The sequence below is a fragment of the Bacillus sp. FSL R5-0422 genome (assembly GCF_038610765.1).
Lineage (GTDB): Bacteria > Bacillota > Bacilli > Bacillales > Bacillaceae > Bacillus > Bacillus pumilus_O.
On the sequence record NZ_CP152014.1, the window covers coordinates 1636831 to 1659156 of the forward strand.

24 protein-coding genes are annotated in these 22326 nt (G+C 40.0%); 18 read left to right on the forward strand and 6 right to left on the reverse strand.

What is annotated here, in order from left to right; all coding sequences use genetic code 11:
* Positions 1-17: 17 nt before the first annotated feature.
* Positions 18-1343, reverse strand: a complete 1326-nt coding sequence (locus tag MKX52_RS08170; RefSeq protein ID WP_342491773.1) for a S8 family peptidase — start codon at positions 1341-1343, stop codon at positions 18-20.
* Positions 1344-1928: 585 nt separating this feature from the next.
* Here MKX52_RS08170 and MKX52_RS08175 point away from each other — a divergent pair.
* Positions 1929-2663, forward strand: coding sequence for a poly-gamma-glutamate hydrolase family protein (locus MKX52_RS08175; RefSeq protein WP_012010035.1), 735 nt, complete (start codon positions 1929-1931; stop codon positions 2661-2663).
* A gap of 77 nt (positions 2664-2740) precedes the next feature.
* The gene (locus MKX52_RS08180) at positions 2741-3190 is read left to right on the forward strand and encodes an OsmC family protein (protein WP_012010036.1); all 450 of its coding nucleotides are present in this window, start codon (positions 2741-2743) and stop codon (positions 3188-3190) included.
* A gap of 46 nt (positions 3191-3236) precedes the next feature.
* Here the strand turns inward: MKX52_RS08180 and MKX52_RS08185 are convergent, their stop codons facing one another.
* The 4 genes from MKX52_RS08185 to MKX52_RS08200 all read right to left on the reverse strand — a co-directional run bounded on the left by MKX52_RS08185 (position 3237) and on the right by MKX52_RS08200 (position 4845).
* Positions 3237-3605 (reverse strand): multidrug efflux SMR transporter, encoded by a 369-nt coding sequence (locus tag MKX52_RS08185; RefSeq protein WP_012010037.1) that lies wholly within the window; start codon positions 3603-3605, stop codon positions 3237-3239.
* A 13-nt stretch (positions 3606-3618) separates the two neighbouring features.
* On the reverse strand, positions 3619-3936 hold the full coding sequence (locus tag MKX52_RS08190) for a multidrug efflux SMR transporter (RefSeq protein WP_012010038.1): 318 nt from the start codon (positions 3934-3936) through the stop codon (positions 3619-3621).
* Positions 3936-4481, reverse strand: coding sequence for a TetR/AcrR family transcriptional regulator (locus MKX52_RS08195; protein ID WP_012010039.1), 546 nt, complete (start codon positions 4479-4481; stop codon positions 3936-3938). The genes MKX52_RS08190 and MKX52_RS08195 overlap by 1 nt, the downstream gene beginning before the upstream one ends.
* 112 nt (positions 4482-4593) lie before the next feature.
* A complete protein-coding gene (locus MKX52_RS08200) occupies positions 4594-4845 on the reverse strand; it encodes a hypothetical protein (RefSeq protein WP_012010040.1) in 252 nt (83 codons plus the stop codon).
* A gap of 104 nt (positions 4846-4949) precedes the next feature.
* Here MKX52_RS08200 and MKX52_RS08205 point away from each other — a divergent pair, with 104 nt between their 5' ends.
* The 9 genes from MKX52_RS08205 (at position 4950) to MKX52_RS08245 (ending at position 11832) form a co-directional block, all read left to right on the forward strand.
* Positions 4950-5351 (forward strand): YmaF family protein, encoded by a 402-nt coding sequence (locus MKX52_RS08205; RefSeq protein WP_012010041.1) that lies wholly within the window; start codon positions 4950-4952, stop codon positions 5349-5351.
* A gap of 69 nt (positions 5352-5420) precedes the next feature.
* A complete protein-coding gene (gene miaA / locus MKX52_RS08210; RefSeq protein WP_342491774.1) occupies positions 5421-6377 on the forward strand; it encodes a tRNA (adenosine(37)-N6)-dimethylallyltransferase MiaA in 957 nt (318 codons plus the stop codon).
* A 25-nt stretch (positions 6378-6402) separates the two neighbouring features.
* Entirely contained in the window at positions 6403-6624 is a 222-nt protein-coding gene (gene hfq, locus MKX52_RS08215) for an RNA chaperone Hfq (RefSeq protein ID WP_003211269.1), read from the forward strand.
* Between the two features lie 160 nt (positions 6625-6784).
* Entirely contained in the window at positions 6785-7114 is a 330-nt protein-coding gene (locus tag MKX52_RS08220; protein WP_012010043.1) for a YmzC family protein, read from the forward strand.
* A gap of 79 nt (positions 7115-7193) precedes the next feature.
* Positions 7194-7406 (forward strand): hypothetical protein, encoded by a 213-nt coding sequence (locus MKX52_RS08225; RefSeq protein ID WP_003212415.1) that lies wholly within the window; start codon positions 7194-7196, stop codon positions 7404-7406.
* A 265-nt stretch (positions 7407-7671) separates the two neighbouring features.
* On the forward strand, positions 7672-8064 hold the full coding sequence (gene nrdI, locus MKX52_RS08230) for a class Ib ribonucleoside-diphosphate reductase assembly flavoprotein NrdI (RefSeq protein ID WP_041816236.1): 393 nt from the start codon (positions 7672-7674) through the stop codon (positions 8062-8064).
* Positions 8024-10126 (forward strand): class 1b ribonucleoside-diphosphate reductase subunit alpha, encoded by a 2103-nt coding sequence (gene nrdE, locus MKX52_RS08235; protein WP_342491775.1) that lies wholly within the window; start codon positions 8024-8026, stop codon positions 10124-10126. The genes nrdI and nrdE overlap by 41 nt, the downstream gene beginning before the upstream one ends.
* A gap of 23 nt (positions 10127-10149) precedes the next feature.
* The gene (gene nrdF / locus MKX52_RS08240) at positions 10150-11130 is read left to right on the forward strand and encodes a class 1b ribonucleoside-diphosphate reductase subunit beta (protein ID WP_003212452.1); all 981 of its coding nucleotides are present in this window, start codon (positions 10150-10152) and stop codon (positions 11128-11130) included.
* 84 nt (positions 11131-11214) lie between these two features.
* On the forward strand, positions 11215-11832 hold the full coding sequence (locus MKX52_RS08245; RefSeq protein ID WP_342491776.1) for a hypothetical protein: 618 nt from the start codon (positions 11215-11217) through the stop codon (positions 11830-11832).
* A 66-nt stretch (positions 11833-11898) separates the two neighbouring features.
* On the opposite strand, the gene MKX52_RS08250 is transcribed toward MKX52_RS08245, so the two are convergent.
* Positions 11899-12657 carry an N-acetylmuramoyl-L-alanine amidase gene (locus MKX52_RS08250; RefSeq protein ID WP_342491777.1) on the reverse strand — a complete coding sequence of 253 codons (759 nt, stop codon included), beginning with the start codon at positions 12655-12657 and terminating at the stop codon, positions 11899-11901.
* Positions 12658-12977: 320 nt separating this feature from the next.
* Here MKX52_RS08250 and spoVK point away from each other — a divergent pair, with 320 nt between their 5' ends.
* From spoVK to MKX52_RS08285, 7 genes are all read left to right on the forward strand, one after another.
* Positions 12978-13937, forward strand: coding sequence for a stage V sporulation protein K (spoVK, locus tag MKX52_RS08255; RefSeq protein ID WP_003211912.1), 960 nt, complete (start codon positions 12978-12980; stop codon positions 13935-13937).
* 121 nt (positions 13938-14058) lie between these two features.
* Entirely contained in the window at positions 14059-15321 is a 1263-nt protein-coding gene (gene hflX, locus MKX52_RS08260) for a GTPase HflX (protein ID WP_088001351.1), read from the forward strand.
* Positions 15322-15339: 18 nt separating this feature from the next.
* Entirely contained in the window at positions 15340-16620 is a 1281-nt protein-coding gene (locus tag MKX52_RS08265) for an aminotransferase class I/II-fold pyridoxal phosphate-dependent enzyme (protein WP_119124871.1), read from the forward strand.
* A gap of 90 nt (positions 16621-16710) precedes the next feature.
* Positions 16711-17121, forward strand: a complete 411-nt coding sequence (locus MKX52_RS08270) for a MerR family transcriptional regulator (protein ID WP_012010050.1) — start codon at positions 16711-16713, stop codon at positions 17119-17121.
* Positions 17122-17180: 59 nt separating this feature from the next.
* Positions 17181-18515: a type I glutamate--ammonia ligase gene (gene glnA, locus MKX52_RS08275; RefSeq protein WP_012010051.1), complete on the forward strand. Its 1335-nt coding sequence runs from the start codon at positions 17181-17183 to the stop codon at positions 18513-18515.
* 448 nt (positions 18516-18963) lie between these two features.
* On the forward strand, positions 18964-19995 hold the full coding sequence (locus MKX52_RS08280; RefSeq protein WP_224925398.1) for an acyltransferase family protein: 1032 nt from the start codon (positions 18964-18966) through the stop codon (positions 19993-19995).
* A gap of 146 nt (positions 19996-20141) precedes the next feature.
* Positions 20142-22298, forward strand: a complete 2157-nt coding sequence (locus MKX52_RS08285) for an MMPL family transporter (protein ID WP_224925399.1) — start codon at positions 20142-20144, stop codon at positions 22296-22298.
* Positions 22299-22326: the final 28 nt, after the last annotated feature.

Consider the following 22326-nt stretch of genomic DNA (forward strand, 5'->3'; position numbering starts at 1 on the left):
TAAAGGGCTTTTTTTATTTATTCTTTGATGGCTTTTTCTGCGTCAATGGCACCTGCTCCGTATATCGTCGGATCATCCCCAGACCACTTGCTCGTATTTTCTTTTAACATGGTTTTGACCTCATCAGGCGTTAAATCAGGTGAATGCTCTAATATTAGAGCACAAATACCTGCGCAAATTGGTGTTGCCATAGATGTACCAGATAATGTCGTGTAATCATCATCGACTCTGCTTGATTTGTCGAGTTTATCTAGAAAGGATCTTGGTGATCGCAGAGAGACGATGTTTACTCCTGGTGCAAGAATATCAGGTTTTGTCTCTCCATAAACAGTAGGACCTCTGCTTGAAAATGGTGCCAAAATATCATCGTTTGATTCTGGTGTATTCCGGTCATCAAAAGCGCCAACCGTAATCACTTTTTGACTGACGGCAGGGCTCGCAATCGTTTGGCTGTTAGGACCTGAGTTTCCGGCAGCGACGCATACGACAATGCCTTGATCCCAAGCAGCATTGACAGCACGCACCATCGGATCGTCTTGTTCGTCATCATAACGCTGAGCATCTCCACCTAGTGACATACTCATAATATGAATCGGATCATCAGGGTGATCTTCATTGAACTGAATGCACCATTCAACCCCTTCTATAATAGTAGAAAGTGATCCAGCCCCTTGTTTATTTAACACTTTCACGCCAATTAAATGAGCTTTTGGAGCAGGTCCTTTGTACAAGCCATCTGAGGCCGCTCCGTCTCCAGCTACATCTCCAGCGCAGTGAGTGCCATGTCCGTTATCATCATATGGCTTTTTTTTCTGCTTGACTAAGTCCACAAAATCGCGAATTCTTCCATCTACATCTTCATGCGGATAAATTCCTGTATCAATGACAGCGACCGTAATACCTTCCCCTGTTAAGGCTGTGCCGTTTCGGATGACTTCATCCGCGTGACTTGCTTGTGTGGCTACATCCAGAAGCGCATGAACTTCCCGGTCTAAATAAATTTTACGAATATGCTCACCATTTGCCAACAGCTCCTCTAAAGCGGCTGGTGTTAGGTCTGCAGCACAGCAGTCGATATGTGAAAAGTGTTTTTTGATATTTGTTTTTCTGCTTTTTTTCATGAGCTGTTTTGTGCTTTGAATTCCTGCTTCGACCGCGTCTTCCTTAAATTCAATAATCACACGAAGCTTCTTCCTCTTCTTTAATCTTCCTTCAAAGAAACGATGAAGAAAGCATGGTGTCCATTTAAAAGGCTTATAAAGGTGAAGGACGGTCTCTCTTAAAGGTTGATCCAGTTTACTAGCATGTGTTCTGACCATTTGCACCATAGAAAATCCAAACATGTGATGCCCTCCATTCTAGCAATCCATTCTTGTACACTCTTACGTTATGAGAATGAGAGCTGCTTGGTTCGGATTCTTGTCCCTTCTTTTCTTTATATTGGCGGCTTGCTCACTTCTAATGAAAAAGAAAAGCGCTTACATTTTGTAAAATAATAGAAAAAGGTGGAAAACATGTAGAATCAGCCGATGATAGGTGGGAGAGTTCTCCTTAGAGAACCGGTGAAACAAACAATTTTGCAGAAAAAAAGGAGGGGTTAGACAGGGCCAATGCTCATACAAATGTGACTTGTCAAAGAGGGGAAAAATCAAATCCATATAAAAAGTAGCCGAATTAAAGAAAACAGACTGGATAGAACTAGGTCATTTTAAACATAACTTCATTTGTCTGTCATACTATTCTAACTCTGTTTTCAAAGACGAGAGGCGTTTCTGTGTATATAAATGCAATTATCTTATTTTTGAGGAATCTCATGATCTAGAGTGTTATGATCAAATTTGGAGAGAAAAAGTGGAAAAAATGAAAAGAAATGATGATTCAATATAAATCATAGAAACGGCTTAGAAATCTGTTAAAGGAGAACGGGAATGAAGAAGTTTTTTGCTTTGCTTCTCCTGCTTGCGATCGGATGGGGCGTTTATTATACAATGCAAGCACAGGAACATGATGAGCCAGTGTCATCAGGTGGGGAAGACGAAAGCGGTTCAACTGATATTTATCGCAATTTTAAAGAACTGGAAGAAAACGAATCAACAAGCAGCTATCAAATTACAGCCAACCCAGTGCCTGGAAGCCGCCTTCTTGTGATGTCACCCCATGGCGGGAGAATTGAAGGCGGCGTGAGCGAGATCGTCCATTTTTTTGATAATGATTTCTCTACGTATTTGTTTGAAGGTTTAAGAGAGAATGCATCAGAACTTCATGTGACAAGTACAAACTTTGATGAGCCAGTCGGTGTCGCACAGGCAAAAGCACACGACTATATATTAGCAGTGCATGGGTACAAAGGTGAGGAAGGCATTGACCATACGCTCGTTGGTGGAACAGATTACGACCGCGCAGAAAAAATAGTGAACTCATTAGAGCGGAATGGATTTTCAGCTGAACTGGCTGTCGCACACGCAACCCTGAGCGGAACAAGCAATCATAATATTAATAATCTTACAAAAACAGGGCAAAGTGTACAGTTAGAGATTAGTAGAAGTCAGCGTGAAGCTTTATTTGACAGTTTTGACTTTCGTCGGCGGTCGAGTACAAAAAACGAGACGTTCTACCGGTATGTCAGGGCGATTCGGACAGTGCTGGATGAGGAATATACATAAAGATGGTGCACATGTTAAGACAAGCAGTGTGAATTCTTGTTACACTATAAAAAGTGATAACAAAAGGAGAGACGAATATGGCGCAACATCATTTTCATCTTCAGGCGAGCTGGCCTGGCCTGCGTAACGATGTGGGTACAATCTCATGTGAACAGTTAAAAACAAAGATTTCAATTCCAAAAGAAATGGACGGTCCTGGCATTGGAACAAATCCAGATGAGATGCTCTTAGGTGCCGCGGCTACGTGTTATATTATTACACTTGCCGCTATGATGGAGCGGAGTCAATTAGAAAAAGAGGATCTCACGATGAGTTCTGAGGCGGTCGTCGATGTAACGAATGGTGTGTTTACATATGAAAAAATCATTCACAGGCCTGTCATCATCCTCAAAGCATCTGCTTCTCCGCAAGATATTGAACTTGCACGCAAGCTCGCGCACAAAGCCGAAAGCTCATGTATGATCTCAAGAGCTGTTCAAGGTAATGTGGACATTTCCTTAGAAGAAACCATTCAACTAGGCGGATAAAAACAAAAAGTCATTTTCTCTTAATAAATGGAGAAAATGACTTTTTTTATAACGTCCATTCGGTTTGATCGATTTGTTCTTTCGTTTCTTCTTTTTGTTTTTTTGACAAATTCAAGACAATCACGCCGCATATCACTAGTGCAAGACCAATGAATCCTTTTATGTGAATGGTTTCGTCAAATATCACAAGTCCGATAAGAGCAGTGAGTGCTGTTCCAACGCCAGACCATGTCGCATAAGCAGACGAAAGGTCAATCGTTTTAAGTGCCAGACTGAGGAATGTAAAGGCAAACCCAAATCCGATCAGGACCCCAATACTCGGCAGCATTTGCGAAAAACCTTGTGAAAGCTTTAGCATCGTACTGCCAAAAACCTCTGTCAAAATAGCCCCTGTTAAATAGAGCATTCCTTTCATGATCTCACATCCTTTATGACATATTTAAAAGTACGACCCCTGAGACAAGCATCGCCATCCCAATGACTGCTTTTTGGTTCAAGGTTTCTTTGAAAAAAAGCACGCCAAAAATAGCCGTGAGGACTGTACCAACCCCAGACCATGTTGCATAAGACATGCTAAGCGGAATGATATTCAGTGTCAATGACAACATATAAAAGGCAAGTGTATAGCCAGCCACAACGACAGCGCTCGGCTTAAAGCGAGTAAAGCCATTCGAGAATTTTAACATCACGGCGCCAATGGCTTCTGAAAAAATGGCCACAGCTAGAAAAAGATATCCAAGGATCATTATGCCCCCTCCTCTAATAGGTGTAAAATCCGATGAAGTAAAAGGGTTTTTTCCTCTCGGTTCAGCGGTTCAAGCTGAAACATTTCTGAAAACCATATTCCATCACATGCAAGACGGATTAGGTGGCTCAATGCAGGGTCATTGATTTCCTCAGCTGCTTTCGCTTTGAACTCTGCATAAAAATCACGCCAAGGGTTCAATAACGTTTCATCAAATGACATAGTAGCAAGCATACTTGTACATAGCTGAGTCGTGTTTTGATGATCAAGGTCATGTAATGTGGCCGATATATATGCATGGACGTAAGGTGCTTTTTCATATTTGTAAGTTTCTTGATACGTTTTGAGCTGCTGACGAAAGCAAAGAATTGCGTGCTCATTCATTTTTTGGATGAGCTCTTCCTTGCTTGCAAAATGATAAAGCAGGCCGGCTTTGGTCATATGTGCATGCTCTGCCACTTGCTGAAGGGTAAGCTGACTTAATCCTTCTTCTAAAATCGTGCGGGCAGCTGCATCAAAGATTTGCTCTTTTTTGGTTTTAGACATAAAAAAAACACCTACTTTACTGAACGGTCGGTAAAGTAAATGTTAACCTATGAAAAACTAGTGTGTCAATCGATTCATTTTATGAGCGGATGTTTTCACTAAAACGTCATATTTAATAATAAGGGTATGGTCCGTATGGCGGGTATGGCGGCGGATAAGGGTACCCATAGCCATATCCTGGCGCGAGTAAAGATCCTGCAAGCAGCCCTCCAGCAAAACCACCTAAAAATGGAGGTCCAAAGAATCCAGGTCTGCCATAACCAAATCCAGGTCTCCCAAACCCAAAACCCGGGCGTCCAAAGCCAAAACCAAAAGGTCTTCGCATGTCTTCTTGCATAAATGGCGGTGCATCAAAATAATTCATAAAAAAAGGCTCCTCTCACATAAAATCACTGTAACTGACAACAGTGTATTCGATTGGCCTATATGTGTTTGGGTGAACGCCTATAATAAGGAGGAATGTTAAAAATGGGCCTGTATCCATCTGATTGGGCAAAATGTCCGCCTCATGCTCATGCTTATAAAGCAAGAACGGATGTAACAGAAGAGCATTATCATTTAATAGAAGGTATTTCCCAGCCTGTCAATGGAAGCAGTACCGATCAGCATACTCATTACTATCGCGGAATCACTTCTTTTGAGAGGGGGCATTTCCACAGATATTATGGTATCACAGGGCCTGCGATACCGAGAGTGGACGGTACGCATTATCACGAGATTGAGGAAGTCACGTATTCTGCCTATAACGATTCTGTCCCTATTCCATATGGAGGAGTCGTCTTTAGCCCCGACGAGGAGCGGCCAACGCATACGCACCGTTTGAAAGGAAAAACATATGAAGTGGTCGGAAATGAACCACTCGGCTGGTGATAGTCGTTCTATAGGAGAGAAAGAGAAGTTATGCTATACTGTAGGCAGTTTGTAAAAGAGAGTGATGTTATGAAAAAAACGAAACAACCAGTGATTGTATTAGTAGGACCGACCGCTGTCGGCAAAACAAAACTGAGCATTCATATAGCAAAAGCATTTAATGGAGAAATTATCAGCGGTGATTCTATGCAGATTTACAAAGGAATGGACATTGGAACAGCTAAAATCACCTCTGAAGAAATGGATGGTGTCCCGCACCACTTAATTGATATTAAAGAGCCGGACGAATCTTTTTCTACAGCTGAATTTCAGCAGCTAGTCCGCATGAAAATCAAAGAGATTGCCGCTAGAGGGAAAACACCCATGATTGTCGGCGGAACAGGTTTGTATATTCAATCTGTTTTATATGATTACACATTTACCGATGAAAAAAGTGACCCTGCTTTTAGAGAAGAAATGGCGCTTTTTGAACAGCAGCATGGCCCCCTTCAGCTACACGAAAAGCTAAAGGCGGTAGACCCTGATGCTGCAAAAGCCATTCATCCGAATAATGTCCGCCGCGTGATCCGGGCGCTGGAAGTGATCCATGCAACAGGTCAGAAAATGTCGGAAATGCAAAATGGTCATCAAGAAGTTCCTCTTTATGATACAGCCTTCATTGGGCTGAAAATGGACCGAGAGCTTTTGTACGAGCGCATTCACCAAAGAATTGATATGATGATAGATGAAGGCTTAATTGAGGAAGTGAGCGCACTTTATCAATCTGGCTTGAAGGATTGTCAATCGGTTCAAGCGATTGGTTATAAAGAGTTGTATACGTATTTCCAAGGTGAGTGCTCACTGGATGAAGCCATTCAGCAATTAAAGCAAAATTCCCGTAGATATGCGAAGCGTCAGTTCACGTGGTTCCGTAATAAAATGGATGTCACTTGGTTCGACATGACACCGCCTTGCCACTTTTCAGACAAAAAAGAGGAAATTTTCGCATATATAGCAGGAAAGCTTGGACTTAAAGCGAAACTGTAGGTATCAGAATCAAGGAGGACGAAACATGAAACCGATTAATATTCAGGACCAATTTTTGAATCAAATCCGCAAAGACAATACATTTGTCACAGTATTCTTACTGAATGGCTTTCAGCTTCGCGGTCAAGTGAAAGGATTTGACAATTTCACGGTGCTGCTTGAAACAGAAGGGAAGCAGCAGCTTATTTATAAACACGCCATTTCTACATTTGCACCTCAAAAGAATGTAAATTTAGAATTAGAATAGGAAATGTTCGACTAATAGCCCCATGCATCTGCGAATAAACCGGCCGGAACCCGCTACGTTTTTGTCAGTGCAGAGGGGCTATTTTGCATGCCATGAAACTTTTCTGCCTATTCTGCGTATAATCCCTTATTGGATTATGAAGGAAGGTGAGGGGAACGATATGGAAAACGCAGAGCTTGAATTAAGAAGAATTAGAGTGATCCTTCTACTAATTGGGATTGTTGTCTTATTTGGATCGTGCGCCATTTCAAACATTGAATCCAGACAGGAAAGCTGGCATAACTATTCTAATCAAGATGATCACGGAGATATAGAAGGTCTGTTACAATCAGCTGTTGCACTAAAAAATAATCACTTCGCTGTTGTGAAAGATGATGAAGTACAGGTGTACCGGTTTGATGAAAAAGAGGGAGAACTGACCCTGATTAAAACAAAATACATAGATGAGTGGGACGAAGATTATGATGATGACGATTCTGTGGAAGAGTAAGCACGTAAATTTACAAATGAATGTGAAGTCGCTACACTATAATCATGCATCAGACATCTAGACAGAAAAGGATGAGTTCATGACACACAAAATTAAAATTAATCATTGGGAACAAACTTGTGAAGACGACTCCTGTTTCGAATATGGAACAAGCGTTTCTGTAAATGGGAAAGAATTAGTCAGAGAAGCTTCAATCGTCTCTGCGCTTGAAGCGGTGCTAAAAGAATTAGGTGTTGAAGTGGAAATTACAGAAGTGTCAGAAGATTTACAGTGCGATGCCTACAAAAAATAAAACAAAAAGTCTAGTCTACTAAGCGATTTTTTTTCGTGTTATGATAGATTTCGGTTTCAGTTGAATAGAGAGTAGAGCAGTCTATTTTTAGATCCTGTTCTGCTCTATTTATTTGAACGTACGAGTTCGGCTATGAATGTTCGGCCGGGTTGGTTGATTTTTTTCGTTTCGAACATCTATATGTTGTGTTTTGAAAAAACATAGTATACTATATATAGTGAATAACGAAATGATCAACAATACTAAAAACTAGGTCGTGATGGAATTGATTCAAATCGTATTTGATTCAAAAACAGGAAATGTTCAACGCTTTTTGGACAAGACCCCTTTTACAGACAAACAAAAATTGACTGGAGAAGAGTTTTTGGATACGCCGTTTATTCTCGTCACCTTTACGACAGGATTTGGACAAGTCCCTAGTACCACTCAATCCTTTTTAGAGAAAAATGCTCACCTTTTACTTGGTGTAGCAGTGAGTGGAAACAAAGTGTGGGGAGATAATTTTGCCAAAAGCGCCGATACGATTTCTAAACAATATCAAGTTCCTATTTTGCACACCTTTGAACTAAGCGGAACAAAAAGGGATGTTGAATTGTTTACACAGGAGGTAGAAAGAATTGTCACAAAATCAGGTTCCAAAGTGGATACAATTAAATAACGAGATTATGATTCAAAAAGAAGGAAAGTTTCAGTTCGATAAGGACAAAGAAGCTGTACATAGTTATTTCGTAGATTATATTAATCAAAACACAGTCTTCTTTCACAACTTAGAAGAGAAGATTGATTACTTAATAGAAAACGACTACTATGAGGAAGAATTTTTAAGACGGTACAGCATGGCGGATATTAAAGAGGTATTCGAAGCTGCATATGCGAAGAAATTTAGATTCCCATCATTCATGAGTGCGTTTAAGTTTTACAACGACTATGCACTGAAAACAAATGATAAAAAGAAAATCCTTGAACGCTATGAAGACCGCATTTCAGTTGTAGCGCTTTTCTTTGCGGGTGGAGATAAAGCAAAAGCCCTTGAGTTTGTAGAACTGATGATCAATCAGGAATATCAGCCAAGTACACCAACATTCTTAAATGCTGGACGTAAAAGACGCGGTGAGCTTGTGAGCTGCTTCTTGCTTGAAGTGAATGACTCATTAAACGATATTTCAAGAGCGATTGATATTTCAATGCAGCTTTCAAAATTAGGCGGCGGCGTCAGCTTGAACTTGTCAAAACTTCGTGCCAAAGGCGAAGCAATCAAAGATGTTGAAAACGCGACAAAAGGTGTCGTCGGCGTGATGAAGCTTCTTGATAATGCATTCAGATATGCAGATCAAATGGGACAAAGACAAGGATCAGGCAGTGCCTACCTTAATATTTTCCACAGAGATATTAATGATTTCTTAGATACAAAAAAAATCTCTGCAGATGAAGATGTGCGTGTGAAAACATTGTCCATCGGTGTCGTCATCCCGGATAAATTTATTGAGCTTGCAAGAGAAGATAAAACAGCTTACACTTTCTATCCGCACACAGTCTATAAAGAATATGGACAGCATCTTGATGAGATGGACATGGAAGAAATGTATGATGAGCTTGTAGAAAACCCGAAAGTCAAAAAAGAAAAAGTCAATCCGAGAAAGCTTCTTGAAAAATTGGCTGTTCTTCGCTCAGAATCAGGCTATCCATATATCATGTTCCAAGATAATGTGAATAGAGAGCATGCATTAAACCATATCTCACGAGTGAAATTCTCAAACCTTTGCTCAGAAGTGCTTCAAGCTTCAGAGGTCTCTTCTTACGCGGACTATGACCAAGAAGATGAAATTGGTCTTGATATTTCTTGTAACCTTGGTTCATTAAATATTATGAATGTCATGAAAAATAAATCGATCGAAAAAACGGTCAAACTGGCAACAGACTCACTAACGCTTGTATCTGAAACAACAGATATTCGCAATGCACCGGCTGTTCGAAAAGCGAACAAGGCGATGAAATCAATCGGGCTTGGCGCGATGAACCTTCACGGGTATTTGGCTCAAAACCAAATGGCCTATGAAAGTGAAGAAGCAAGAGACTTTGCGAATACGTTCTTTATGATGGTGAACTACTATTCAATTAAACGCTCAAGTGAGCTTGCAAAAGAAAAAGGAGAAACATTCCATCGTTATGAAGGATCTGGCTACGCAACGGGCGAGTACTTCAATAAATACGTGGAGAATGATTTCACACCAAAAACGGAAAAAGCAGCCGCATTATTTGAAGGCATGCATATTCCAACAAAAGAAGACTGGGCAGCACTCAAAGACTTTGTAGCTGAAAATGGCATGTACCATAGCTACCGCTTATGTATTGCACCAACTGGTTCCATTTCTTATGTGCAATCGGCAACAGCCTCTGTTATGCCAATTATGGAACGTATCGAAGAAAGAACATACGGCAACAGCAAAACGTATTACCCAATGCCAGGTCTTTCAGCGCAAAACTGGTTCTTCTATAAAGAAGCGTACGATATGGATATGTTTAAAGTGGTCGATATGATCGCAACGATTCAGCAGCACGTCGATCAAGGAATCAGCTTTACACTATTCCTGAAAGATACGATGACAACGCGTGACCTAAACCGCATCGATCTGTATGCACACCATAAAGGCATTAAGACACTTTATTATGCGAGAACGAAGGATACAGGGCAGGAAGGCTGTCTTTCTTGTGTTGTTTGATTAAAGTTAAAGGAGAGTTTAACGTGACAAAAATTTATGATGCAGCCAACTGGTCAAAACACGAAGACGATTTTACACAAATGTTTTACAACCAAAATGTGAAGCAGTTCTGGCTTCCTGAAGAGATTTCCTTAAACGGTGATCTCTTAACATGGAAATATTTAGGTGAAAAAGAGCGAGATACGTACATGAAGGTACTTGCTGGACTGACTTTACTTGATACAGAGCAAGGAAATACAGGGATGCCGATTGTGGCTGAACATGTAGAAGGTCATCAGCGTAAAGCGGTATTAAACTTTATGGCGATGATGGAAAATGCGGTACATGCGAAATCATACTCAAATATCTTCATGACACTTGCACCAACTGAAACGATCAGTGAAGTGTTTGAATGGGTCAAAAAGAATAAATTCTTGCAAAAGAAAGCAGATATGATTGTTAGCTTATACCGTTCGATTCAGAAGGACGATCCGATTTCCCTCTTTAAAGCAATGGTTGCTTCTGTTTATTTAGAAAGCTTCCTGTTTTACAGTGGTTTTTACTACCCACTTTATTTCTATGGTCAAGGAAAGCTCATGCAAAGTGGTGAAATCATCAACTTGATTTTGCGTGATGAAGCGATTCATGGTGTATACGTTGGATTATTAGCACAAGAAATTTACAACAAACAAACGCCTGACGTGCAAAAAGAGCTGTACGATTTCTCGATTGACCTCTTGAACGAGCTTTATGAAAATGAACTTCATTACACGGAAGATATATATGACCAAGTCAATTTATCGCATGATGTGAAAAAGTTCATTCGTTACAATGCCAATAAAGCGTTAATGAACCTTGGATTTGCCCCTTACTTTGAAGAAGAAGAGATCAATCCAATTGTATTGAACGGACTCAATACAAAAACAAAATCGCATGACTTCTTCTCAATGAAAGGGAACGGCTACAAAAAGGCGACGGTTGAGCCGTTAAAAGATGACGACTTCTTCTTTGGAGATGAATCATAAGTAAGGCGTAAAAGTCAAAACGCATCACTCGTTTTGGCTTTTTGCCATTTCATACAATGCGTTACATACTGGAGGTTACCGAACATGGGAAAAATGGATGAAATCATACTAGTTGCACCGCGCACTCGCGTGTTCCAAAATGAAACACTTGCGTTTAATGGTGTGAATAGTGAAGAGGAAACAATCAACACAATTATGAAAGAAATCGAAGAGCACTTCGAGCAGATGCGTAGAGGCGATGCGGAAGAAAATCCTGACTTCAAGCAGCCAATTCCTTATGTCGTGATTAAGCGTGAGGACGAAGTGTATGTATATGAAAGGCTTCAAGGCGGGGGAGAGACTCGATTGCATCATAAGTTATCTCTTGGCTTTGGTGGTCACATGAATTTCATCGAAGGCAAAAACTTTGCTGAAATTCTAAAAGAAAATACGGATCGTGAGCTAGACGAGGAACTTTCTATTCAAGAAGCAGACAAGCTTGAGATGAAAACCCTTGGATTAATTAATGATGATGACAACAGTGTTGGCCGTGTGCACATTGGACTGTTATCAGCACTTGAATTATCTCCAGGTGCTCATGTAGAAGTGAAAGAAACAGATCAAATCTCAGGAAAATGGATGAAAGCAACCGATTTGAAAAAGCCTGAATACTTCGATCGACTTGAAACGTGGTCTCAATTTGTCGTGAACATTTTAGCATAAACGAATCAATTATAAACCGGCTCATCATCAAACTTGAGCCGGTTTATTTCGTTATTACAGCTTCAGTTATTGGAAAACGAATGCGTCATGACCGGCCTGTTTCAATCTTGCGACGAGGTCATCCGCATTTTGCTTTGTACGAAAAGCCCCGGCTTGCACTCGGAACATGCCGCCCTCTAATACAACGAAGGCGTCAAAGCCTTTGGATTTCAGCGTGGCTGCTAATTCATCTGCATTGGCTTTCACCTTGAAAGCTCCAGCCTGTACTTTATAAAGATTACTTGCTTTTTTTTTCAGCTGAAAAGCTTTCTCTAATCCAGTGGCATGAGCGCGAGCGATGCCTTGAAGGAAGGTCGCGTTGCGAAGCTTATTTGCATCAGCTGTCGTATCGATGAAACCATTCTCTGTTAAAATAGCGGGCATAGAAGTTTCTCGAAGAACGTGGAAGTTCGCTGTTTTCTTGCCGCGGTTGGCAAAATCCACCGAGCGAACAATTTCATCATGAAGGGAATTGCGATACGTGGTAGTCGGTGCTGAAACGCCAGGATACACATAGCTTTCAAAACCTGTGCCTCCGCCTGCATTAATATGAATAGACACGAAATAGTCAGCTCCCCAGCTGTTTGCTGCATTTGTACGCTGGGCCAAAGTGACGGATTGGTCAATCGAACGACTTAAGCGGACGGAAACGTCATCATAATCACTAATCAACATATCTCTCAATAAAATCGCAATTTGCAGTGTGATATTTTTCTCCAAAAGTCCATTAGCAGCAGCTCCAGAATCTGTTCCTCCATGGCCAGGATCAATAAAAATTTTCACCATCTATTCATCACCTCGTCTTTATTTTATGAGTAAATAGAAAAATTGCCTGTACAAAATGCGGAAATCATCGAGACTCTTTTCTGCACATTTTGTGATGAGAAAGCTACATTTTTCTAAGAAAAAACAAATTGTTGGTTTGTCCGCCTAAATGGGATGAATACAATGGAAATAGCACATCATTTCCTGGGAAACCGCAGAAATCCCTACAATATTCGGTATCTCGGGTCATTTTGACAGCAAACTTGGGCTTAAGCGGGCGATTGTCACGATTACAGCTCCACCCGAATAGAATAAAGAGAGAAGAGCGAGAGGTGAATACGTTGGAGCGAGCTGTCACATATAAAAACAACGGTCAAATCAATATTATACTTAATGGACAAAAGCAAGTATTGGTTGATGCAGATTCAGAGGCAGAATACCTAGAAGCATTGCAGAAAAATGAGGCAAAACACAGCATCTTACGGGAAATAGAACGTGAAATGAATAGCCTTGTCGGTATGGATGAAATGAAACGAAACATAAAAGAAATTTATGCTTGGATCTTTGTCAATCAAAAAAGGCAGGAACAAGGGTTAAAGGTAGGTAAACAAGCGCTTCATATGATGTTCAAAGGAAATCCAGGCACAGGGAAAACAACGGTGGCAAGGCTTGTCGGGAAGCTTTTCTTTGAAATGAATGTCCTTTCAAAGGGTCATTTAATTGAAGCGGAACGCGGAGATCTTGTCGGGGAGTACATCGGTCATACGGCTCAAAAAACAAGAGACTTAATTAAAAAATCACTAGGCGGCATTTTGTTCATCGACGAAGCCTATTCTCTTGCCCGCGGAGGCGAAAAGGATTTCGGGAAAGAAGCGATTGATACCTTAGTCAAACATATGGAGGACAAACAGCACGAATTCATTCTCATTCTTGCTGGCTACTCCAAGGAAATGGATCATTTTCTATCTTTAAACCCCGGACTGCAATCCAGATTTCCGATCAATATCAGCTTTCCTGATTATACCGTCGATCAGCTCATGGACATTGCCAAACGGATGATGGCTGACAGAGAATATATATTTACCCAAGAAGCTGAATGGAAGCTGCGTGATTATTTAATGCATATTAAAAGCACCACGAGTCCAGCAAAATTCAGCAACGGCCGCTTTGTGAGAAACACGATTGAAAAGGCTATTCGAACCCAAGCGATGAGACTCCTGCTAGTAGATCATTATGATAAAAAAGATTTACTTACGATTAAAAGTCACGATCTCCAAATGAAAGAGGATACGCCTACTTAAAATGGCGTATCCTTTTTGTAAAGAGATACTAAAATAAACCATCCGAATAGTGGTATACGTGTGATGTGTTTGGTATGATGGTACTACTGAAAACTTAAGTACAGAAAGGAAACAACTGACGTTGAATGAACATGAAATGACAGAAAAAGCGATTCTTGTCGGCTGTCAATTGCCGCATGTCACGGATGAACGCTTTCAATACTCAATGGAAGAATTAGCTTCCTTAACCAAAACGGCTGGCGGTGAAGCTGTCAGCGTAATGACGCAGAAGAGAAATAGACAAGACAGCGCAACATATATCGGTAAAGGGAAAGTAGAAGAGCTTGAAGTGCTTTGCGAGGAATTCGAATGTGATGTCATTATTTTTAACGACGAACTGTCTCCGAGTCAGCTAAAATCTTTGGCAACTGCCTTAGATGTGAAAATTATCGATCGGACACAATTGATTTTGGACATCTTTGCAAAAAGAGCGCGGACAAGAGAGGGGAAGCTACAAATAGAGCTTGCTCAGCTTCAGTATGCCTTGCCGAGACTAAGCGGACAAGGGATCAGCCTCTCAAGACAAGGAGGCGGAATTGGCGCAAGAGGTCCAGGTGAAACAAAACTTGAAACAGATAGACGCCATATTCGAAACCGTATTCATGAAATTAACGGGCAATTATCTACCGTCAAAGAACACCGTACAAGATACCGGGAACGCCGGAAGAAAAATGGTGTGTTCCAAATCGCCATTGTTGGGTATACGAATGCCGGAAAATCCACTTTGTTTAACCAGTTAACAGATGCAGATAGTCATGAAGAGGATTTGCTGTTTGCGACACTTGATCCAATGACACGTAAGATGACATTAGCATCTGGCTACAGTGTGCTCATTTCAGACACCGTTGGTTTTATCCAAGACCTCCCAACAACACTCATTGCGGCATTTCGTTCCACTCTTGAAGAAGTGAAAGAAGCCGATTATTTACTTCATGTCATCGATTCTTCTAATGAGGATTACGAAGGGCACGAACGAACGGTTCATGAGTTGTTAGAGGAATTAGAAGCAGATCGTATTCCAATGCTGACGGTTTATAACAAAGAAGATCAAATCAGACCGGATTTCATCCCATCTTCAAAGCACCGTCATCTATTAATCAGTGCGAGACGCGAAGAAGATGTGAAGCGGTTAAAAGAAGATATCATGGCTGAGCTGAAAAAAGCCTTTTTAAAGCCATATCATGTGAAAATCCCAGCGTATGAAGGAAAGCTCATCTCTGCATTAAAATCAGAAACGCTTGTAGAATCACTGGAATTTCAAAAAGAAGCAGAACTTTATGACATCACCGGATTTAGTGGTGAGGAGCAGACCATATTAGGTCAAATCAAGAAGTATATGTTGTAAGAAAGGAATTAAATTAAGATGTTTCATACATTAAAACACGGTAGTATTTTAGAAAAAGTAGCAGCAGAAACAGAGCAAGACATTTTACACGTGCATCAGCAAATTGATCAAAAGAGTGAACAAAATGAGTGGCGGGTGCTTGAAAGCTACCGAAAGCATAGAGTCAGTGACTCTCACTTTAATCCAACAACCGGTTATGGCTACGACGATATGGGAAGAGACACGTTAGAAAAAATTTATGCGGATGTCTTCGGAGGAGAAAGCGGCCTTGTCCGTCCGCAGATCATTTCCGGTACACATGCGATTTCCATTGCGTTATTCGGTGTGCTAAGACCTGGCGATGAATTGATTTATATGACGGGAAAACCATACGATACGTTAGAAGAAATTGTAGGAATTCGCGGCAAAGAAGGGACAGGCTCATTAAAAGACTTCCAGATTGATTACAAGGCCATTGATTTGCGCCAAGATGGATCCGTTGATTATGACAAAGTAAAAAAGTCGATCTCCTCTAAAACAAAAGTGATCGGCATTCAGCGTTCAAAAGGTTATGCGTCAAGACCTTCCTTTACAATTGAAGAAATCGAGCAAATGATTTCATTTGTGAAAGAGATTAATGAAGAAATCATTGTGTTTGTGGACAACTGTTATGGTGAATTTACTGAATTACAAGAGCCATGTCATGTGGGAGCGGATCTTATGGCCGGTTCGCTTATTAAAAACCCAGGCGGCGGGCTTGCCAAAACTGGCGGCTACATCGTTGGAAAAGAAAAATGGGTAGAAGCTTGCTCTTATCGAATGACATCTCCAGGCATCGGCAGTGAAGCGGGTGCCTCGTTGTATGCGCTCCAGGAGATGTATCAAGGATTTTTCTTAGCACCGCATGTTGTGGCGCAAAGCTTAAAAGGTGCAGTGTTCACGGCTCGTTTTCTTGAGAAGCTTGGATTCCAAACGAACCCAGCATGGAATGCGAAAAGAACAGATTTAATTCAATCCGTCGAATTTGGAGATCCTAAAAAGATGATTGCATTCTGCCAGGCGATTCAATATGCATCTCCGATCAACAGTCACGTCACACCGCATGCAAGCTATATGCCGGGATACGAGGATGATGTCATTATGGCAGCGGGCACTTTCGTCCAAGGGGCTAGTATCGAATTGTCAGCCGATGGACCGATCAGACCACCTTATACAGCCTATGTTCAAGGTGGACTCACGTATGCACATGTAAAAAATGCAATTTGCAGTGCTGTAGATGCCTTATTGGAACAAGGTTTTATCGACATACCTGCTCAATAAAAAAACCATGTTAATATTCCTAACATAGTGTTGACACATAATATAACATGACATATAATAAATTTAAGCAAAGAGGAGGAGACAGTTGAGATGAGTGATAACATTCGCCGCTCAATGCCTTTATTCCCAATTGGGATTGTCATGCAGCTAACAGAATTATCTGCAAGGCAAATTCGCTATTATGAGGAAAATGGATTAGTATTTCCAGCAAGAAGTGATGGGAATCGCCGATTATTTTCTTTCCATGATGTTGATAAATTACTAGAAATTAAAAACCTCATCGAACAAGGTGTAAACATGGCAGGAATCAAAAAACTTTTTGCCAAAGCTGAGGCAGAACATCCAGTGTCTGATGCAAAGACCGAGGAGAAAACCACAGCGAAGCACAACTTGACAGATGATGAACTCAGGAAGCTACTGAAGAAGGAACTCATTCAGGCTGGACGTTTCCAACAAGGAACGACCTTTAGGCAGGGGGATATGTCAAGGTTCTTCCGTTAACCAATTAGCAAAAGCATTGCTATACAATTTTACCTTTTGTAGGGGAGGAGTTTTACGAAATGGCAAAATACACAAGAGAAGATATCGTAAAATTAGTAAATGAGGAAAACGTAAAGTACATCCGTCTGCAATTTACAGACATTCTCGGAACGATTAAAAATGTTGAGATTCCTGTGAGCCAGTTAGAAAAAGCTCTCGATAACAAATGTATGTTTGACGGTTCATCTATTGAAGGTTTCGTACGTATTGAGGAATCAGATATGTATCTATACCCAGACCTCAACACATTTGTTATTTTCCCTTGGACAGCAGAAAAAGGTAAAGTTGCACGCTTTATTTGTGACATTTACAAACCAGACGGGACGCCATTTGATGGAGACCCACGTAACAACTTAAAGCGTATTTTAAAGGAAATGGAAGACCTAGGATTTAGTGATTTCAACCTTGGACCTGAGCCAGAATTCTTCTTATTTAAATTAGATGAAAAAGGCGAACCAACGCTTGAACTAAACGATAAAGGTGGATACTTTGACCTTGCACCAACAGATCTAGGCGAAAACTGCCGCCGTGATATCGTGCTTGAGCTTGAAGAAATGGGCTTTGAAATTGAAGCGTCTCACCACGAAGTAGCACCTGGACAGCATGAAATTGACTTTAAATATGCAGGCGCTATCCGCTCTTGTGATGACATTCAAACGTTCAAACTCGTTGTTAAAACAATTGCGAGAAAGCACGGACTTCATGCGACATTCATGCCAAAACCATTGTTCGGTGTAAACGGATCTGGTATGCACTGTAACCTATCATTATTCAAAAATGGCAAAAACGCATTCTTTGATGAAAAAGCAGATTTACAATTAAGCGAGACAGCTAGACACTTTATCGCAGGTATCGTGAAGCACGCAACAAGCTTCACAGCGGTCACAAACCCAACGGTGAACTCTTACAAGCGTCTTGTACCTGGTTATGAAGCACCTTGCTATGTGGCATGGAGTGCACAAAACCGTAGCCCATTGATCCGTATCCCAGCATCACGCGGTATCAGCACACGTGTAGAAGTGCGCAGCGTAGACCCATCTGCAAACCCATACCTTGCACTAAGCGTATTACTTGCAGCAGGTCTTGACGGCATCAAAAACAAACTAGACGCACCAGCTCCAATCGACAGAAACATCTATGTCATGGACAAAGAAGAGCGCCTTGAAAACGGCATCTCTGATCTGCCTGCAACACTTGCAGAAGCACTTGAGCTTCTCAAGTCAAACGAAGTAATGGTCAACGCACTAGGTGATCACTTATTCGAGCATTTCATCGAATCAAAAGAAATCGAATGGGATATGTTCCGCACCCAAGTACACCCATGGGAACGCGATCAGTATATGTCTCAGTATTAATAAATAAAACCCCTTGGAGTCATTGGCTTCAAGGGGTTTTATTGTACTCAAGAACGAAAATAGATCCATCAAAGTGATGACATGGAAGGTTTAAAGAAATAATGAACAAATAAAAGTGAGTGAGTAGGTCGTCCATTCTGGGCGGCTTTTTTCTATGCATCTTACAGGAGTAAAAAGTGAAAAAATGAAAGAAGGCATTTACTGTTGTATACTTCTATCCGGCTAATGGATCAAAAAACAATGGGGTAGATGGCTACTATGGACCAAAGACAACAAATATGTTAAACGCTTCTAACTGGTTGATTTGTTTGGAATTGACGGTATTTATGGATCTAAAATAAGAGGAACAAAATGCTGACTGTATTTAATATAGTCATAGTGGCTCTATTTAGAGGAGAAGAAAATTGTTAAAATGATACATGTTTTATAGAAAAAGGGGGAATTATTGATGCAAATAAAAGAAGTTTTTTTTATTAGGTGTATATCATGCTTGAGTGTAGTTCTTATCCATGCAATTGCCATCCTATCAAGTCCACAACAATCATCCATTTTTACAGCTTTACTTATGTTCAGTACACCAAGCTTTATTTTCATTTCAGAGTTTTTATTGGCACATGCTTATCCAGACGGCACACCAAAAGGTTTTATGTGGAAGAGGATCAAAGCTATTTTTTTCCCCTTTGTATTTATCGGAATAATAGATGCACTCATGTATTCGGCATCAATCAATTGGGGATTAATTGATTTCTTCAAAAGAGCCTCTGCAAATGTGTTTTTGGGAAATTATATTGGTTATTTTGTTTTAATTATTTTTCAATTTTATCTATTGCATATGGTGTTTCATAAATTTAATCATCTTATTTCCCCAAAGTGGGTATTATCCATTTCATTTATGATAACGATCGGTTATTTAAGTTTGTGGAATTTTGTTAAAATACCGCAGCCTCAATTACCAAATCCAATGTTCGGATTAGAGTGGATTCCATTCCCAGGATGGTTATTCTATTTTTGCTTAGCTTATTATTGCGGGAAACATTATCACCAATTTATAGCATTACTGTATCGTTTTCAGTTTGCTGTTTACGGGTTGATCATCATTTCAGCAATGAATGTTTTATCTAATTCATATTTAGGTTTTTTCACAATTTCTTCTAAAAGACCAGATGTTGTACTCTATACAGTAAGCTTTATTTTCTTATGTTTTCTTATGTTTTCAAAAGTGAAAAAAGTCCCTGCCTTTGTACAGATGATTAGCCAGTATTCATTTACAATCTATTTACTTCATGGCTATTTTCTTGGGATAGCCGTTTTACTTTGGACACAATTAAAGGAGTATCCTTTTTCCATAAGTACTATTTTAATAACAGTGCTTGCTGTTGTCGGACCAATTTTCATATCATGGGCGGCGAATCATCATAAACATGGATATATGTTTGTTGGAAAAATCAACAGACCACGACAAAAATCAGCTGTTTCATAATCTCTCAAAGGAGCCTCAATAGGCGTCCTTTTTTTTTTCCTAAATGTACAATTCCTTTTGCCCAAAAGTACAATTTTATTTAACTAGTCTATTGCGTAGAATATAAGTGATAAATAGAATGAATTTAAAGAAAAGGGAGTAAGTGAATGGCAAAATTTTTATATAACTTAGGGAAGTTTTCTTTCTCTAAGCCTAAAAGAATGTTTATTGGTTGGTTACTAGTTTTAGTTGCGATCGTTGCCGCAACAATAGGGACAGGCGTTTCATTTAATGGGGATATGTCGATTCCAGGAACAAAATCTGAGAAAGCCATGGACCTATTGAAAAAAAAGTTTCCTGCAGGTGAAGATGGAGGAACGATCCGTCTAATCTTTAAAGCGCCTAAAGACGAAACTTTAGAGACAAAGAAAGTTAAGCTTAAAATAAATGAGACGATTAAAGAAATTAAGAAAGATAAAGCAGTAAAGCAAGTGACGGATTTGTATCAGACATTTGCCATAAGCAAAGATAAGAAAATAGGGTATGCAGATATTACCTATCGAGTAAAAGCAGATAAAGTCAAGGAATCCTCTAAAACAAAGGTATTGGATAGTATTGAAATTTCAAGAAATGCTGGCATTCAAACGGAATTAGGTGGCTCAGTCACGTTTTCAGAAATTGAAGTTGGAGGCATTTCGGAAGTTTTAGGTATTGTCCTAGCGTTCTTGATTTTAGCTTTTACATTTGCTTCACTTTTAGTTGCAGGATTACCAATATTAACGGCTGTCATTGGTTTAATCATTGGCGTTATGGCCATTTTGATCACGTCAAATTTTGTGGATATGTCTGCGTTTAGCCTTACATTAGCTGTAATGATTGGACTTGCAGTGGGAATTGATTATGCACTGTTTATTATTTCAAGATATCGACAGCTGTTAGCGGAAGGTTATGATTTAGAAGAGGCAGCGGGAAGAGCTGTAGGTACAGCTGGAAGTGCTGTATTGTTCGCTGGGGTAACTGTCATTATTGCACTATGTGGACTTGTATTAGTTGATATTCCATTTTTGGGGGTCATGGGAGTTGTAGCAGCATTTATGGTGCTATCTGTTATGCTTGTTTCTCTGACAATTGTACCATCCATATTGGGGATACTTAAAGACAAGGTGAGTCCTTCACGGAAGAATAAATTGTTTGCCAGCATACAAACAAAAAAAGAGAAAGAAACCACACGCTGGGGTAGGTTTATTCAGAAATATCCAGGAAGAATTATGATAGGTGTTATTTTATTGACAGGCTTGATCAGCTGGCCTGCACTTCATATGGAGCTTGGTCTTCCTGATAACGGTATGAAAGGTAAAGAAACCACCGAGCGAAAAGGCTATGATCTTTTAGCAGAAGGTTTTGGTAAGGGGTTTAATGGACCACTTGTTGTCATCATGGATGCCTCTAAATCGAGTAAGGAAATGAAAGCTATTGAAAAATCATCAAAATTGTTAGAGAAAATGGATGGCATCAAACAGTTAACCCCGGCGATCCCTGATTCATCTGGTCAGTACGCAATATTAACCATTCTACCTAAGAGTGGTCCAGAAGAGAAAGAAACGAAGCAATTAGTGAAAGATATTCGAAATGAGTCTAGTGTAAAAGGTACTAAATTCCTTGTCACTGGTTCCACTGCAATTAATATCGATATTTCAGATAGGCTTAGTAAAGCATTGCCTAAATTTGCAGGAGTTATCATTGGTTTTGCTTTTATTTTAATGATTCTTGTATTTAGATCATTACTTGTTCCATTCAAAGCAGTACTAGGTTTCTTAATGACACTGAGTGCTACATTAGGATTTGCTGTTTTTGTATTACAGGATGGTCACCTAGCGCAATGGTTTGGAATACCTGCTGCTGGGCCATTACTTAATTTTATGCCTGTACTAGTAACCGGAATCTTATTCGGTCTTGCAATGGATTATGAAGTATTCCTAGTAAGTAGAATGAGGGAAGAATTCATTTTAACAGGCGATGCAAAGAAATCTGTTGTTTCAGGATTGAAACACAGTGGTAGGGTCGTAACTGCAGCCGGTTTGATTATGATTTTCGTCTTTGCAAGTTTTATTTTTGCGGAAGATTTGATTATTAAAACAATGGGATTAACGTTGGCATTTGGTGTTTTATTTGACGCATTTGTTATACGGATGACGTTTATTCCGGCTTGTATGATGCTATTAGGACGTGCAAGTTGGTACTTGCCTAAATGGCTAGCACGTTGGCTTCCACATATAGATATTGAAGGAGAGTCAATTTCACAAAAAGAAAAAAAGGTGATCTAATATATTAGATATGAACTGTAAGAATGTA

What these genes read in the sequence shown, in the direction of transcription:
- MKX52_RS08270 (WP_012010050.1), top strand. Translation starts at nt 16,711, where the DNA reads ATGAGTGATAACATTCGCCGCTCAATGCCTTTATTCCCAATTGGGATT.
- miaA (WP_342491774.1), top strand. Translation starts at nt 5,421, where the DNA reads ATGAAAAAAACGAAACAACCAGTGATTGTATTAGTAGGACCGACCGCT.
- MKX52_RS08170 (WP_342491773.1), bottom strand. Translation starts at nt 1,343, where the DNA reads ATGTTTGGATTTTCTATGGTGCAAATGGTCAGAACACATGCTAGTAAA.
- MKX52_RS08225 (WP_003212415.1), top strand. Translation starts at nt 7,194, where the DNA reads ATGACACACAAAATTAAAATTAATCATTGGGAACAAACTTGTGAAGAC.
- MKX52_RS08280 (WP_224925398.1), top strand. Translation starts at nt 18,964, where the DNA reads ATGCAAATAAAAGAAGTTTTTTTTATTAGGTGTATATCATGCTTGAGT.
- MKX52_RS08190 (WP_012010038.1), bottom strand. Translation starts at nt 3,936, where the DNA reads ATGATCCTTGGATATCTTTTTCTAGCTGTGGCCATTTTTTCAGAAGCC.
- MKX52_RS08205 (WP_012010041.1), top strand. Translation starts at nt 4,950, where the DNA reads ATGGGCCTGTATCCATCTGATTGGGCAAAATGTCCGCCTCATGCTCAT.
- MKX52_RS08185 (WP_012010037.1), bottom strand. Translation starts at nt 3,605, where the DNA reads ATGAAAGGAATGCTCTATTTAACAGGGGCTATTTTGACAGAGGTTTTT.
- MKX52_RS08175 (WP_012010035.1), top strand. Translation starts at nt 1,929, where the DNA reads ATGAAGAAGTTTTTTGCTTTGCTTCTCCTGCTTGCGATCGGATGGGGC.
- hfq (WP_003211269.1), top strand. Translation starts at nt 6,403, where the DNA reads ATGAAACCGATTAATATTCAGGACCAATTTTTGAATCAAATCCGCAAA.
- MKX52_RS08285 (WP_224925399.1), top strand. Translation starts at nt 20,142, where the DNA reads ATGGCAAAATTTTTATATAACTTAGGGAAGTTTTCTTTCTCTAAGCCT.
- MKX52_RS08195 (WP_012010039.1), bottom strand. Translation starts at nt 4,481, where the DNA reads ATGTCTAAAACCAAAAAAGAGCAAATCTTTGATGCAGCTGCCCGCACG.
- MKX52_RS08180 (WP_012010036.1), top strand. Translation starts at nt 2,741, where the DNA reads ATGGCGCAACATCATTTTCATCTTCAGGCGAGCTGGCCTGGCCTGCGT.
- glnA (WP_012010051.1), top strand. Translation starts at nt 17,181, where the DNA reads ATGGCAAAATACACAAGAGAAGATATCGTAAAATTAGTAAATGAGGAA.
- MKX52_RS08250 (WP_342491777.1), bottom strand. Translation starts at nt 12,657, where the DNA reads ATGGTGAAAATTTTTATTGATCCTGGCCATGGAGGAACAGATTCTGGA.
- MKX52_RS08200 (WP_012010040.1), bottom strand. Translation starts at nt 4,845, where the DNA reads ATGAATTATTTTGATGCACCGCCATTTATGCAAGAAGACATGCGAAGA.
- MKX52_RS08245 (WP_342491776.1), top strand. Translation starts at nt 11,215, where the DNA reads ATGGGAAAAATGGATGAAATCATACTAGTTGCACCGCGCACTCGCGTG.
- MKX52_RS08265 (WP_119124871.1), top strand. Translation starts at nt 15,340, where the DNA reads ATGTTTCATACATTAAAACACGGTAGTATTTTAGAAAAAGTAGCAGCA.
- MKX52_RS08220 (WP_012010043.1), top strand. Translation starts at nt 6,785, where the DNA reads ATGGAAAACGCAGAGCTTGAATTAAGAAGAATTAGAGTGATCCTTCTA.